Origin of the sequence: Nocardioides marmorisolisilvae, from assembly GCF_003725775.1 — a bacterium.
GTDB classification, from domain to species: Bacteria; Actinomycetota; Actinomycetes; order Propionibacteriales; family Nocardioidaceae; genus Marmoricola; species Marmoricola marmorisolisilvae.
In genome coordinates, this window is sequence record NZ_RJSG01000002.1 from 1,110,180 (window position 1) to 1,123,055 (window position 12,876).

Annotated in this window: 15 protein-coding genes; 12 read left to right on the top strand and 3 right to left on the bottom strand. The window is 71.3% G+C overall.

Translation table 11 applies throughout. The features are described 5' to 3' along the window. The first annotated feature begins 10 nt into the window (after positions 1-10). From EFL95_RS09350 to nusB, 5 genes are all read left to right on the top strand, one after another. Positions 11-523: a shikimate kinase gene (locus tag EFL95_RS09350; RefSeq protein ID WP_342773192.1), complete on the top strand. Its 513-nt coding sequence runs from the start codon at positions 11-13 to the stop codon at positions 521-523. Next, positions 507-1,613: a 3-dehydroquinate synthase gene (aroB, locus tag EFL95_RS09355; protein ID WP_342773193.1), complete on the top strand. Its 1,107-nt coding sequence runs from the start codon at positions 507-509 to the stop codon at positions 1,611-1,613. Before EFL95_RS09350 ends, aroB begins: the two co-directional genes overlap by 17 nt. Further along, entirely contained in the window at positions 1,610-2,041 is a 432-nt protein-coding gene (locus EFL95_RS09360) for a type II 3-dehydroquinate dehydratase (protein ID WP_123233721.1), read from the top strand. The genes aroB and EFL95_RS09360 overlap by 4 nt, the downstream gene beginning before the upstream one ends. A 99-nt stretch (positions 2,042-2,140) precedes the next feature. After that, entirely contained in the window at positions 2,141-2,704 is a 564-nt protein-coding gene (gene efp / locus EFL95_RS09365) for an elongation factor P (RefSeq protein WP_123233722.1), read from the top strand. Continuing rightward, a complete protein-coding gene (gene nusB / locus EFL95_RS09370) occupies positions 2,704-3,084 on the top strand; it encodes a transcription antitermination factor NusB (protein ID WP_123233723.1) in 381 nt (126 codons plus the stop codon). The genes efp and nusB overlap by 1 nt, the downstream gene beginning before the upstream one ends. A gap of 31 nt (positions 3,085-3,115) precedes the next feature. Here nusB and EFL95_RS09375 read toward each other — a convergent pair whose 3' ends face one another. Beyond that, on the bottom strand, positions 3,116-4,090 hold the full coding sequence (locus EFL95_RS09375) for an MFS transporter (protein ID WP_342773194.1): 975 nt from the start codon (positions 4,088-4,090) through the stop codon (positions 3,116-3,118). Between the two features lie 44 nt (positions 4,091-4,134). On the opposite strand from EFL95_RS09375, the gene EFL95_RS09380 reads away from it, so the two are divergent. Further along, the gene (locus EFL95_RS09380; protein WP_123233725.1) at positions 4,135-5,487 is read left to right on the top strand and encodes a dihydrolipoyl dehydrogenase family protein; all 1,353 of its coding nucleotides are present in this window, start codon (positions 4,135-4,137) and stop codon (positions 5,485-5,487) included. A gap of 1 nt (position 5,488) precedes the next feature. Here EFL95_RS09380 and EFL95_RS09385 read toward each other — a convergent pair whose 3' ends face one another. Further along, on the bottom strand, positions 5,489-6,826 hold the full coding sequence (locus tag EFL95_RS09385) for a WS/DGAT/MGAT family O-acyltransferase (protein WP_221176357.1): 1,338 nt from the start codon (positions 6,824-6,826) through the stop codon (positions 5,489-5,491). A gap of 61 nt (positions 6,827-6,887) precedes the next feature. After that, on the bottom strand, positions 6,888-7,286 hold the full coding sequence (locus tag EFL95_RS09390) for a winged helix-turn-helix transcriptional regulator (protein ID WP_123234892.1): 399 nt from the start codon (positions 7,284-7,286) through the stop codon (positions 6,888-6,890). A gap of 103 nt (positions 7,287-7,389) precedes the next feature. Here EFL95_RS09390 and EFL95_RS09395 point away from each other — a divergent pair, with 103 nt between their 5' ends. The 6 genes from EFL95_RS09395 (at position 7,390) to carA (ending at position 12,876) form a co-directional block, all read left to right on the top strand. Further along, complete coding sequence (locus EFL95_RS09395; RefSeq protein WP_183407112.1) at positions 7,390-8,280, top strand: NADP-dependent oxidoreductase; 891 nt, start codon at positions 7,390-7,392, stop codon at positions 8,278-8,280. Positions 8,281-8,418: 138 nt separating this feature from the next. Further along, entirely contained in the window at positions 8,419-8,997 is a 579-nt protein-coding gene (pyrR, locus tag EFL95_RS09400) for a bifunctional pyr operon transcriptional regulator/uracil phosphoribosyltransferase PyrR (RefSeq protein ID WP_123233727.1), read from the top strand. Continuing rightward, positions 8,994-9,965 (top strand): aspartate carbamoyltransferase catalytic subunit, encoded by a 972-nt coding sequence (locus EFL95_RS09405; protein WP_123233728.1) that lies wholly within the window; start codon positions 8,994-8,996, stop codon positions 9,963-9,965. The genes pyrR and EFL95_RS09405 overlap by 4 nt, the downstream gene beginning before the upstream one ends. Then, entirely contained in the window at positions 9,962-11,263 is a 1,302-nt protein-coding gene (locus EFL95_RS09410) for a dihydroorotase (RefSeq protein WP_123233729.1), read from the top strand. Before EFL95_RS09405 ends, EFL95_RS09410 begins: the two co-directional genes overlap by 4 nt. A gap of 1 nt (position 11,264) precedes the next feature. Then, positions 11,265-11,762, top strand: coding sequence for a PH-like domain-containing protein (locus tag EFL95_RS09415; protein WP_123233730.1), 498 nt, complete (start codon positions 11,265-11,267; stop codon positions 11,760-11,762). Beyond that, a complete protein-coding gene (carA, locus tag EFL95_RS09420) occupies positions 11,755-12,876 on the top strand; it encodes a glutamine-hydrolyzing carbamoyl-phosphate synthase small subunit (RefSeq protein ID WP_123233731.1) in 1,122 nt (373 codons plus the stop codon). Before EFL95_RS09415 ends, carA begins: the two co-directional genes overlap by 8 nt.

Sequence of the window (12,876 nt, forward strand, 5' to 3'; positions counted from 1 at the left end):
GGGGCCACGCGTGGTCCTGATCGGGTCCATGGGTGCCGGCAAGACGACGGTCGGCGGCCTGGTCGCCGCTGCGCTCGGCGTCGGGTTCGCCGACACGGACCAGCTTGTCGAGGACGAGGTCGGGAAGCCGGTCGCGGAGATCTTCGTCGATGACGGCGAGGCGCACTTCCGCGCGCTGGAGCGTGCCGCGGTGGCTCGTGCCCTGGAGAGCCACGACGGCGTGCTCGCCCTCGGCGGTGGTGCCGTGCTGGACCCGGACACGCGGGAGCTGCTGGCGGCGCACGAGGTCGTCTTCCTGGAGGTCGGTCTCTCGGATGCGGCCTCCCGCGTCGGGCTGGGAGTTTCCCGGCCCCTGCTGCTCGGCAACGTGCGCGGCCGGATCAGGCAGCTGCTCGACGAGCGCACCCCGATCTACACCTCGGTCGCCCGCCACACCGTGCCCACCGACGGCCTCAGCGCCGCCGAGGTTGCTGACCGGGTGCTCGCGCTGGTGCAGGATGGTGGTCATGCCCATGACCGGTAGCGAGACCCGGATGCACGTGGCCGGCGCGTCCCCCTACGACGTGGTCGTCGGGCACGGCGTGCTCGGCGAGGTCGCCCGGATGATCGGCGACCGCCCCGAGAGGGTCGCGGTCTGCTACCCGGAGCCGCTGGTGCACCTGGCCGACAAGGTCATCGCCGGGCTGGACGCCTACGACGTGCTCCGGATCGTGCTCCCCGACGGCGAGGTCGCCAAGACCGGCGGCGTCGCGCTCGAGGCGTGGGAGCAGCTCGGTGCCGCCGGGTTCACCCGCTCGGACGCGGTCGTGACCGTCGGCGGCGGGGCCACCACCGACATGGGCGGGTTCATCGCCGCGACCTGGCTGCGCGGCGTCCCGGTCGTGCACGTGCCGACGACCCTGCTCGCGATGGTCGACGCGGCGGTCGGCGGCAAGACCGGGATGAACACCGGTGCCGGGAAGAACCTGGTCGGTTCGTTCCACGAGCCGGCCGGCGTGGTCTGCGACCTCGACGTCCTGGGCACGCTGGCCGAGCCGGAGCTGATCGCCGGCCTGGGCGAGGTGGTCAAGTGCGGTTTCATCGCCGACCCGGCCATCCTCGAACTGATCGAGAAGAACCCCGCCGACGCGCTCGAGCCCCGCTCGGCGGAGCTGCGGGAGCTGGTCGAGCGGGCCATCGCGGTCAAGATCGCCGTGGTGGTCGACGACCTCAAGGAGACCGGCGGCAGCGGCGGCCACCCCGGCCGCGAGGTGCTCAACTACGGCCACACGATGGCGCACGCGATCGAGAAGGCCACCGACTACCGCATCCGGCACGGCGAGGCGGTCGCTCTCGGCATGGTCTACGTGGCCGAGCTGGCCCGGCTCTCGGGTCGCACCGACGACGAGCTGGCCGCCCGGCACGCGAGCGCGCTGGAGGCGGTCGGCCTGCCGACCCGGTTCGACCAGGCCGCCTTCGAGACCCTGCTGGCCACCATGCGGGTGGACAAGAAGTCCCGCGGGTCGCACCTGCGGTTCGTGGTTCTGGACGGTCTCGCGCAGCCGGCGATCCTCGCCGACCCCTCCGAGGAGCACCTGCGGGCGGCGTACGAGCACCTGGCGGGTGTGCGATGAACAAGGTCCTCGTCCTGAACGGCCCGAACCTGGGGCGCCTGGGTCGCCGGCAGCCGGAGATCTACGGCTACACGACCTTCTCCGAGCTTGCCGACCTCTGCGTCGGCTGGGGCCAGGACCTCGGCCTGGAGGTCGAGGTGCGTCAGACCAACCACGAGGGCGAGCTGCTGGACTGGCTCAACGACGCCGCGGACAACGAGAACCCGGTGGTGCTGAACGCGGCAGCCTGGACGCACTACTCCTACGCGATCTTCGACGCCTGCGGGCAGCTGGTCGCGCCGCTGGTCGAGGTGCACATCTCCGACCCGGAGAAGCGCCCGGAGGTCTTCCGGCACACCTCGGTGGTCACCCCGCACGCCGCCGCGGTGATCGCGGGCTACGGCATCGACGGCTACCGGATGGCCCTGGAGCACCTGGCCCGCACCTGACCAGGCATCGCGGTCGGGCTAGACTCTCCCGTCGGCCTGCTCCCCGTGAGCGCCCGACCCACCGACAACATCCCGAGACACGACAAGGTTCCTGCGCGCATGGCAACGACGAACGACCTCAAGAACGGCATGGTTCTCAACATCGAAGGCCAGCTGTGGCAGGTGACCGAGTTCCAGCACGTCAAGCCCGGCAAGGGCCCGGCGTTTGTCCGCACCAAGCTGCGCAACGTCGAGTCCGGCAAGAACGTCGACAAGACCTTCAACGCCGGCACCAAGGTCGAGACCGCGAACGTCGACAAGCGGACGATGCAGTACCTGTACAACGACGGCAGCAACTACGTCTTCATGGACACCAGCTCCTACGAGCAGACCGAGGTCAGCCCTGAGCTGGTCGGCGACGCCAAGAACTTCATGCTGGAGAACCAGGAGGCGATCGTCGCCACCAACGACGGCCGCGTGCTGTTTATCGAGCTCCCGGCCTCGGTCGAGCTCGAGATCACCTTCACCGAGCCGGGCCTGGCCGGTGACAGCGCCACCGGTCGCACCAAGCCGGCCACCCTGGAGACCGGTCACGAGATCCAGGTCCCGCTGTTCATCAACCAGGGCGAGAAGATCAAGGTCGACACCCGGGACTCCTCGTACCTGGGTCGCGTGAAGGGCTAATGAGCGCACGTTCCAAGGCCCGCAAGCGCGCCCTCGACCTGATCTTCGCGGCGGAGGCGCAGGGCCTCTCGGCGGTCGAGCTGCTCGATGCCGGTGAGGCGCCGGCGAACGAGTACACCGGCGAGCTGGTCCGCGGCGTCGAGGAGAAGCGCGACGAGCTGGATGCGCTGATCGCCGACAACGCCCAGGGCTGGTCGCTGGACCGGATGCCGGCGGTGGACCGCAACGTGCTGCGCCTGGCGGCCTACGAGATCCTGTTCGTCGACGACGTCCCGGACGCGGTCGCGATCAGCGAGGCGCTGAACCTGGTGCGCGACCTGTCGACCGACGAGTCGCCCGCGTTCGTGAACGGCGTGCTCGCCAGCGTCGCCCGCCGCTGAACCTCACGCACTGAACCTCACGCGCTGAGCCTCACCGGCACTGCACTGCCAGGCCGATGACCAGCGCTGCGGCCGCTGCGCCGACCAGCAGGGCGTGGCTGACAACGGACCGTGCGGCCTCGGCGAGGTCGTCACGGATCGCCCGGGTGGATCGCGTGGCCAGCACCTTTCCGGTCACCACCAGGACCGCGGTCGCGAGCCCGGACGTGGCGGTCAGGGCGAGCGGGTCAGCTCCGGGCATGGCGGCCACAGCGACGGCGCCGCAACCCAGGCACGATCCAGCCGCGAGGCCGTACCAGGCCGCCTGACGAACAGCGGCGTGCTCCAGGGATGCGCGTGCCCGGGCAAGCGTGGCGGAACGACGGGGTGCCAACGGCGCACGTCGGTCCTCGACGACCAGCGCGAGGACCACGACGCCGAGCAGTCCCGCGCAGGAGCCGGCCACGATGCCCCCCGGCACCTCGTCCAGCAGCGCGGCGACCAGGGCGACGAGCTGACCGAGGACGAGGCCGGTGCGGCGGGCGGTGCCGGCTGCGTCCGCGGCCCCGGAGACCTCGGTCAGGGCGCGCCAGGCCGGATGGCACAGACCGAGCGCCGCCGTCCCGACCAGCAGCACGGCCATCAGCGGGGCCGCCTGCGTGCAGTGGAGGAGCAGCACCGCCGAGACCACGGCGACGGAGGCCCCGCCGCTGACGAGGCCCAGGCGGCCGGGCGTCCGCCCCGCCAGGTACCGACCGACTGCCAGTGCGATCACGGACGTGTCGACGGCGACGGCCCCCAGCGCCCCGTACGCCGCCGGTGCCAGGCCGAGGTCGAGCACGAGGTGGGCCGGCAGGAGCACGAGCACCGCCTGGCCACCGGTCGTGAACAGGAAGGCGGCGAGCGCGATCGCACGGCGCTGACGGTCGGAGGGGTGCACGCGGGTCCTTCGCGGTACGGACAGGGTCTGAGTACCTGAGGCCCGGGGACCGACGTCCTTACGCGGCGTTCGTGAGACCTTCGTCATCTCCGGGGGTGGTCGCGGCTTCCGGCGCCTGCTTGGCTGGACGCATGAGCGATGCGGTCGAGTGCGATGTCGTGGTGATCGGTCTCGGGCCCGGTGGTGAGCACGCCGCCGCGAGCCTGGCGAAGGCCGGGCTGGAGGTGGTGGCCGTCGACGAGCGCCTGGTCGGAGGCGAGTGCCCCTACTTCGGGTGCGTCCCGTCGAAGATGATGATCACCGCCGCACGCACGCTCCAGGAGTCAGCGCGGGTGAACCAGCTCGCCGGCACCGCCACGGCCACGCCCGACTGGTCGCCGGTCGCGGCCCGGATCCGCGACGAGGCCACCGACGACTGGGACGACCAGGTGGCGGTGGACCGGCTGGTCGCTGCCGGTGCGACGTTCGTGCGTGGCCGCGGACGGATCACCGCCCCGCGTACCGTGGCGGTCGGGGAAGCCTCGTACGTGGCTCGCCGGGGGATCGTGCTGAACACCGGCACCACGCCCTCGGCCCCGCCGGTGCAGGGCCTGGCGGACACGCCGTACTGGACGAACCGGGAGATCGTCCGCGCCACCGAGCTGCCGGAGTCGCTGGCCGTCATCGGGGGTGGCCCGATCGGCTGCGAGCTGGCGCAGGTGATGGCGTCCTTCGGCGTCCGGGTCACCGTGATCGAGGTTGCCGACCGGATCATCGCCCCCGAGGAGCCGGAAGCCTCCGAGGTGCTCACGAAGGCGTTCCGCGACGCCGGGATCGAGGTCCTGACCGGCGTGCACATCGACTCGGTGACCCACGCCGACGACCGGTTCAGCATCGCGCTGGAGGAGGACCGCACCGTCGAGGCCGACCGGCTGCTGGTCGCCGCCGGGCGACGCAACAACCTCGGTGACCTCGGCCTGGAGCACGTCGGGCTGGATCCGATGGCCCGGGTGCTCGAGCCCGACGAGCGGATGCGGGTCGCGGACGGTGTCTGGGCGATCGGCGACATCACCGGCAAGGGAGCCTTCACGCACGTCTCGATGTACCAGGCCGACATCGTGGTCCGGGACCTCACGAACAGCGACGGTCCCTGGGCCGACTACCGGGCCGTGGCGCGGGCGACCTTCACGACCCCGGAGATCGGGTCGGTCGGGCTCTCGGAGGCGAAGGCGCGCGAGCAGGGCATCGACGTCGTGGTCGCCACCGGTGACCTGGGCACCCGGGGCTGGCTCGCCGAGGAGCCGGGCATGGTCAAGCTGGTCGCCGACCGCGCGCGGGGCGTCCTCGTGGGTGGCTGTGTCGCAGCGAGCACCGGCGGCGAGATCGTCGCGCTGATCCAGACCGCGATCCAGGGCGAGGTCCCGATCGCGGCCCTGGCCGAGATGCACTTCGCCTACCCGACGTACTACCGCTCGCTGCTGCCGGTGCTGCGCGCGCTGCTCTGACTCAGCCGGCGGCCTTCTCGAGGTCGTCGAGCGCGTCGTGGGTGTAGATCGCCAGGCGCTGCAGGTGCGGGATGGTGTCGCGGCACCCGACGAACCCGAGCGTCACCTTGTCGCCGTACCCGATCAGGGTGACGTTGAGGCCGTAGCCGTCGGAGAGGAACGAGACCGGCACCATGCTGACCAGCTTCGCGCCGGCCAGGTAGAGCGGCTCCTTGGACAGGACCAGGTTCGAGACCACGAAGTTGAACAGCGGCGGCGCCGTGACGACCTTCTGCGAGAAGGCGATCGGCAGCAGCCCGGCCAGCGTGAACTGCTGCAGCGCGCTGGGGGAGAGGGCGACCAGCTCCTTCTTGCCGCGCGAGGTCACCGCGTTGATCCGGCGCAGCCGCTCCACCGGGTCCTCGATGTCGGTGCCGAGCGGGCACACGAACCCGGCGGCCGCGTTGATGGTCTCCTCGTCGCGGTCGATGCCGACCGGGACCGAGGCGGTCAGCGAGCGCTTCGGGAGCTGCTCCTGCTCGGCGAGGTAGCGGCGAACCGACCCGGCCAGGGCAGTGAGCACGACATCGTTCACGGTGGTGTCGGTCGCCTTCGCGATCGCCCGCATCCGGCCGAGGTCCAGCTCGGCCTTGGCGATGCGCCGGTTCCGGGTGACCCGCTTGTTGAAGGGGGTGCGGGGGGTGCGCAGGGCTCCGAGGACGGCGCTGTTCGCGCCCATCGCCATCTCGAGCACCTTGCCGGCCATCTCGCCGGTGGCACCGAGGCTGGAGACGATCCCGCGTGCGACGCGGATCGCCGCGCGGTCCGCCTTCTCGAGCTCCTTCTTGTCCGGGGCGTCCTCGCCTCCGGGACCGCCGAGACCGTTCGGGTCGGTGCTCAGCCACTGCTTGATCGTGCGCATCGCACCGAGGCCGTCGGTCGCCCCGTGGTGGGCCTTGAAGTAGAAGGCGAAGCGGTTGCCTTCCAGCCCCTCGATGACGTGCGCCTCCCACAGCGGCTTGGACAGGTCGAGCGGGTTCGAGTGCAGCCGTTCGATCAGCTGGCCGAGCTGGGCGTCGTTGCCCGGGCTCGGCAGCGCCGAGAGCCGGACGTGGTACGACGGGTCGGGCCGGGTCTTGACCCAGCGGGAGAGTGCGTTGGCCGGGCCGTGGTCGACCACGCTGTCGTAGGGGAAGGGCACCCAGTCGAGCTGGGCGAAAGCCTGGTGCAGGTCACGGACGAACCCGGGGCCGGCGCCCTCGGGAAGCTCGAAGATCGCGCCGCAGCCGATGTGCAGGGGAGCGCGCGAGGTCTCCATCCGGACGAACATGCTGTCCACGGGGCTGAGCAGCTTGACCACAGAACCTCCCTCCGACGGGTGCAGGCGCCATCGTAGGGGCGCGGAGGGGTTTCGTGGGCGGTCAGACCGCCGCGTCGTACGCCGTGCGGGCTGCCTCGACCTGGTCCATGTGCTCCTCGGCCCACGCCTTGAGCACCAGCATCGTCTCCTGGAGCGAGTGCCCGAGGTCGGTGAGCTCGTAGTCGACCCGGACCGGGACCGACGGCGTGACGACCCGGAAGACCAGGCCGTCGCGCTCCAGGGTGCGCAGCGTCTGGGTGAGCATCTTCTGGCTCACCCCGGCCAGGCGGCGGCTGAGCTCGGAGTAGCGCTGCGGTCCCTCGGAGAGGCTGGCGAGCGCCAGCGCGACCCACTTGTCGCTGATCCGGTCCAGCAGCTTGCGGCTGGGGCAGTCAGCCATGAACGCGTCGTACTCGCGCTTGGCCTCCGCCCGGCGGCGCTCGGCGGTCATCGTCGGCATGGCTCTCCTCGGGGTACCTGACGCACTTCCAAGTACGTACTTACCAAAAGAGAGTAACCCATCCAAGATGAAGTTACTACCCCTCAGAACCAAGGAGAACACCATGAAGGCGATCACCACCCTCGGCAACGGCTCCACCGAGCTCACCGAGGTCCCGACCCCGCAGCCGGGCACCGACCAGGTGCTGGTGCGGGTCCACGCCGCGACCGTCAACCCGATCGACGTCGTGCTCACCGCGGGCGTGTTCCACCAGATCGGCGTCATCACCCACGACCGGCCGATCGGTCTCGGCTGGGACCTGGCCGGCACCGTGGAGGCCGTCGGCTCCGGGGTCACCGCGTTCGCGGTCGGCGACCGGGTCTCCGGACTCTTCCCGGCCATCAACGTCCCGCTCGGCGGTCTCGCCGACCACGCCCTGGTGCCGGCCGACGACCTGGCGCTGGTGCCGAGCGGCTTGAGCGACGTCGACGCCGCCTCGGTCGGGCTCAACGCGCTCACCGCCCAGCAGGCGATCCGGCTGCTCGGTCCCGCTGAGGGTCGGTCCCTGCTGGTGACCGGTGCTGCCGGTGCGGTCGGCGGGTTCGCCCTCGAGCTGCTCGCCGGCGCCGGCTGGGAGCTCAGCGGACTGGCTCGGGACGCCGATGCGGAGTTCGTGACCGCCCGCGGCGCCAAGCTGGTCACCGACCTGGATGCGACCTACGACGTGGTCTTCGACGCCGCGGCGCTCCAGGAGCCCGCCCTCACGGCCGTCCGACCCGGTGGCCTGTTCGTGGGCGTCCAGCCGTCGTTGCCGCTGGAGGCCACCGAGGGCCGCACCGTCACCGCCGTCGGGGTGGTGCCCGACGGCGCCGCGCTGGCCGGTCTGCTGGAGCAGGCCGCGACCGGTGAGCTGACGGTCCGGGTGGCCGGATCGGTCCCGATCGAGGACCACGCGACGGCCTTCGCGTACGTCGCGGCCGGCGGCAACCGCGGTCGCTGGGTGGTCACCGCCTGAGTCCGTCACGACAGCGGCGGCACCGGTCCGAGGGCTGGTGCCGCCGCTGTCGGCGTCCCCGGAGGCTGCTAGGGTGGGACCCGAGTTCGACATCCTTTAACGAGCCGTCCTGTGAGGCGGAGAAGGAGGTCAGGCGCGATGCCGCCTACCCAGCCTGCGCTGCCCGACGAGGCTTCTGCCCCGGGTTCCAGCGAGGGACGCACCGTCCTGGACGCCCGTGACATCTCCCGGGCACTGTCGCGCATCTCCCACGAGATCCTCGAGCGCAACAAGGGATCCCAGGACCTCGTCCTGCTCGGCATCCCGAGTCGCGGGGTCCACCTCGCGCAGCGGGTCGCCGCGAAGATGTCCGAGGTCGAGGGCGCCGAGGTGCCGGTCGGCTCGCTGGACATCACCATGTACCGCGACGACCTGCGGATGCGTCCGGCCCGGACGCTCTCACCGACCGAGATCCCGGCCGGCGGCATCGACGACAAGGTCGTGGTGCTGGTCGACGACGTCCTGTACTCCGGCCGCACGATCCGCTCGGCGCTGGACGCGCTCAACGACATCGGCCGCCCGCGCGCGGTCCAGCTCGCGGTCCTGGTCGACCGCGGTCACCGGGAGCTGCCGATCCGGGCGGACTTCGTGGGCAAGAACCTGCCGACCTCGACGGCCGAGAAGGTCGCCGTCCGGCTCGGCGAGTACGACGGGGAGGACGCGGTGACGATCCGATGAAGAAGCACCTGCTCAGTGCGGGCGACCTGACCCGTGACGACGCGGAGCTGGTCCTGGCCACCGCCGCGGAGATGCGGGCGCTGGCCGACCGGCCGATCAAGAAGCTGCCCGCCCTGCGCGGCCGCACGGTCGTGAACATGTTCTTCGAGGACTCCACCCGGACCCGGATGTCCTTCGAGGCGGCTGCCAAGCGCCTGTCTGCCGACGTGATCAACTTCGCCGCCAAGGGCTCCTCGCTGTCCAAGGGCGAGTCCCTGAAGGACACGGCGCTCACTCTCGAGGCGATGGGCGCGGACGCGGTCGTCGTCCGGCACTGGGCCTCCGGGGCCCCGCACAACCTGGCGAACGCCGGCTGGTCGACCTCGAGCGTGGTCAACGCCGGGGACGGCACCCACGAGCACCCGACGCAGGCGCTGCTCGACGCCTTCACCATGACGCGCCACCTCGGCGACCTGGACGGCCGCCGGATCGCCATCGTCGGCGACGTGCTGCACAGCCGGGTGGCGCGCTCCAACGCGCTGCTGCTGCAGACGCTCGGCGCCGAGGTCACCCTGGTCGCGCCGCCGACGCTGTTCCCGCTCGGGGTGGAGACCTGGGGCGTGCAGACCTCCTACGACCTGGACGCTGTGCTGCCGAAGGCCGACGCGGTGATGATGCTGCGGGTCCAGCGCGAGCGGATGAACGCCTCCTACTTCCCGAGCGTGCGCGAGTACTCGCGCCGCTACGGCCTGGACGCCCGCCGGATGGGCGCCCTCCAGGACCACACCATCGTGATGCACCCCGGCCCGATGATCCGCGGCATGGAGATCACCGCCGACGTCGCCGACTCCGAGCGCTCGGTGATCGTCGAGCAGGTCACCAACGGTGTCGCCGTCCGGATGGCCGTCCTGTACCTGCTGCTGGGCGGCTCCGAGCCGGCGGTTTCGACGAGCTCAACCAACGAAGGCGACGAGGAGAACAACGCGTGAGCCGCTACCTGCTGAAGAAGGCCCGGATCCTGGGTGGCGAGGCGACCGACATCTACCTCGAGGACGGCCGGATCTTCGCGATCGGCAGCGACCTCGCGGTGGCCGACGCGATCGCGCCCGAGGTCGAGGTCATCGATGCCACCGGCCTGATCGCCCTGCCCGGGCTGGTCGACCTGCACACCCACCTGCGTGAGCCGGGCCGCGAGGACGCCGAGACCGTCGACACCGGCACCCAGGCCGCGGCGCTCGGCGGCTTCACCGCCGTGCACGCGATGGCGAACACCGACCCGGTCGCCGACACCGCCGGCGTCGTGGAGCAGGTCTGGCGGCTCGGCCGCGAGGCCGGTCACTGCGACGTCTTCCCGGTCGGTGCGGTCACCGTCGGCCTCAAGGGCGAGCAGCTCGCCGAGCTCGGCGCGATGGCGGACTCCGCCGCCCGGGTGCGGGTGTTCTCCGACGACGGCAAGTGCGTCGCGGACCCGGTGCTGATGCGGAGAGCTTTGGAGTACGTCAAGGCGTTCGACGGCGTCGTCGCCCAGCACGCCCAGGAGCCCCGGCTGACCGAGGATGCCCAGATGAACGAGGGCGAGCTCTCCGGCCGGCTCGGCCTGCGCGGCTGGCCCGCAGTCGCCGAGGAGGCGATCATCGCCCGCGACTGCCTGCTCGCCGCCCACGTCGGATCCCGGCTGCACGTCTGCCACCTGTCCACCGCCGGCTCGGTCGAGATCGTCCGGTGGGCCAAGTCGAAGGGCTGGAACGTCACCGCGGAAGCCTGCCCGCACCACCTGCTGCTGACCGACGAGCTGGCCGCGACGTACGACCCGATCTACAAGGTCAACCCGCCGCTGCGGACCGCGGCCGACGTCGAGGCGGTGCGCGCCGGTCTGGCCGACGGCACCATCGACATCGTCGCCACCGACCACGCCCCGCACCCGCACGAGGACAAGGACTGCGAGTGGCAGGCCGCCGCCTTCGGGATGCTCGGCCTGGAGACCGCGCTCTCGATCGTGCAGGCCACGATGGTCGACACCGGAGCGCTCACCTGGGCCGACGTGGCCGAGCGGATGTCCTACGCGCCGGCCCGGATCGGTCGGCTCGAGGATCACGGCCGCCCGCTGGCCGAGGGCGAGCCGGCCAACGTCGTGCTCTACGACCCGGCGGTGACCCGGACCGTGGAGGCCAGCGAGATGGCCTCGCTCTCGCGCAACACCCCGTACGCCGGCATGGAGCTGCCCGGCCGCGTGGTGGCGACCTTCCTGCGGGGACGGCCGACCGTCCTGGACGGGAAGCTGGCCTGACGTGGGTCTGTTCAAGCGAGCCTCGGACGGGATAGCGGAGCTGGTGCCGATCCCGCCGATCGCCGACCTGCCGCCGGCGAAGCTGCAGGCGAGCGCTCGTTACCTCGGCACCCTGGATGCGGACGGGCGCCGGGTCATCGGGCACAGCCTGTCGGCCCGCAGCGCGGCGCGGCTGTCGTTGTCCGCCGAGGCCATCGACGTGGTCCGCATCGCGGGGTCGTTCCGGATCCGTACCGAGGCACTGCGCGGAGCGCGCGGCGACCGGCAGTTCGGCGGCAAACCGGTGCCCGACCTGCTGGTGATCCGCTGGCAGCACGACGGCCGCGACTGGGAGACCGGGTTCCGCCTCGACGCCGCCAAGAGCGTGCGCGACGTGGCCAAGGCCCAGCTCGGCAAGAACACCGGTCCCGCCCAGCCCGAGGTCGGCGCGTGGGTCAGGACCATCTCGAAGCTCGTGAGAACCAACACCAACGGCAAAGCAGGGGAGAGCAATGACTGAGGCCATCCTCGTCCTCGAGGACGGACGGACCTTCCGGGGCGAGACCTACGGCGCCGAGGGGGAAACCTTCGGCGAGGCGGTGTTCTCGACCGGCATGTCCGGGTACCAGGAGACGCTCACCGACCCGTCGTACCACCGGCAGGTCGTGGTGATGACCGCGCCGCACATCGGCAACACCGGCATGAACGACGAGGACCCGGAGTCCCGCCGGATCTGGGTCAGCGGCTACGTGGTGCGCGACCCTGCCCGGGTCCCGTCGAACTGGCGCTCGGTGCGCAGCCTGGACGCCGAGCTCAAGGAGCAGGGCGTCGTCGGCATCAGCGGGATCGACACCCGCGCGCTGACCCGGCACCTGCGCGAGCGCGGGGCGATGCGGGTGGGCATCTCCAGCACCGAGACCGACCCGAAGGCACTCCTCGAGCGGGTGCTGGCGAGTGCGGAGATGACCGGCGCCGAGCTCTCCGACGAGGTCACCACCTCCGAGGCCTACGTGGTCCCGGCGATCGGCGAGAAGGTCGCCACGGTCGCCGCGGTCGACCTCGGCATCAAGGCCAACACCCCGCGGATGATGAGCGAGCGGGGCATCGAGGTGCACGTGCTGCCCTCGACCGCGACCATCGAGGACGTGCTGGCGGTCAACCCCGACGGGCTGTTCTTCTCCAACGGCCCCGGTGACCCGGCGGCCACGACCGGCCAGGTCGAGCTCCTGAAGGAGGCGCTCGGTCGGGACCTGCCGTACTTCGGGATCTGCTTCGGCAACCAGCTCTTCGGCCGGGCGCTCGGCTTCGGCACCTACAAGCTCAAGTACGGCCACCGCGGCATCAACCAGCCGGTGATGGACCGCACCACCGGCAAGGTCGAGGTCACCGCCCACAATCACGGGTTCGCCGTGGACGCACCGCTGGAGGGCAGCACCTCCACGCCGTACGGCGAGGTGACGGTGAGCCACGTCTGCCTGAACGACGACGTGGTCGAGGGCCTGGAGCTCCGCGACGGGGAGGGCGCGCTGAAGTCCTTCTCGGTCCAGTACCACCCGGAAGCAGCGGCGGGTCCGCACGATGCGGCCTACCTGTTCGACCGTTTCCTGACCCTCATGAACGACCGGAAGGCCTGA

Excerpts from the sequence above, each read along its gene's own strand:
- efp (WP_123233722.1), top strand. The coding sequence starts at position 2,141 with ATGGCAACGACGAACGACCTCAAGAACGGCATGGTTCTCAACATCGAA.
- carA (WP_123233731.1), top strand. The coding sequence starts at position 11,755 with ATGACTGAGGCCATCCTCGTCCTCGAGGACGGACGGACCTTCCGGGGC.
- EFL95_RS09360 (WP_123233721.1), top strand. The coding sequence starts at position 1,610 with ATGAACAAGGTCCTCGTCCTGAACGGCCCGAACCTGGGGCGCCTGGGT.
- EFL95_RS09405 (WP_123233728.1), top strand. The coding sequence starts at position 8,994 with ATGAAGAAGCACCTGCTCAGTGCGGGCGACCTGACCCGTGACGACGCG.
- aroB (WP_342773193.1), top strand. The coding sequence starts at position 507 with ATGCCCATGACCGGTAGCGAGACCCGGATGCACGTGGCCGGCGCGTCC.
- EFL95_RS09375 (WP_342773194.1), bottom strand. The coding sequence starts at position 4,090 with ATGACGAAGGTCTCACGAACGCCGCGTAAGGACGTCGGTCCCCGGGCC.
- EFL95_RS09395 (WP_183407112.1), top strand. The coding sequence starts at position 7,390 with ATGAAGGCGATCACCACCCTCGGCAACGGCTCCACCGAGCTCACCGAG.
- nusB (WP_123233723.1), top strand. The coding sequence starts at position 2,704 with ATGAGCGCACGTTCCAAGGCCCGCAAGCGCGCCCTCGACCTGATCTTC.
- EFL95_RS09390 (WP_123234892.1), bottom strand. The coding sequence starts at position 7,286 with ATGCCGACGATGACCGCCGAGCGCCGCCGGGCGGAGGCCAAGCGCGAG.
- EFL95_RS09380 (WP_123233725.1), top strand. The coding sequence starts at position 4,135 with ATGAGCGATGCGGTCGAGTGCGATGTCGTGGTGATCGGTCTCGGGCCC.
- pyrR (WP_123233727.1), top strand. The coding sequence starts at position 8,419 with ATGCCGCCTACCCAGCCTGCGCTGCCCGACGAGGCTTCTGCCCCGGGT.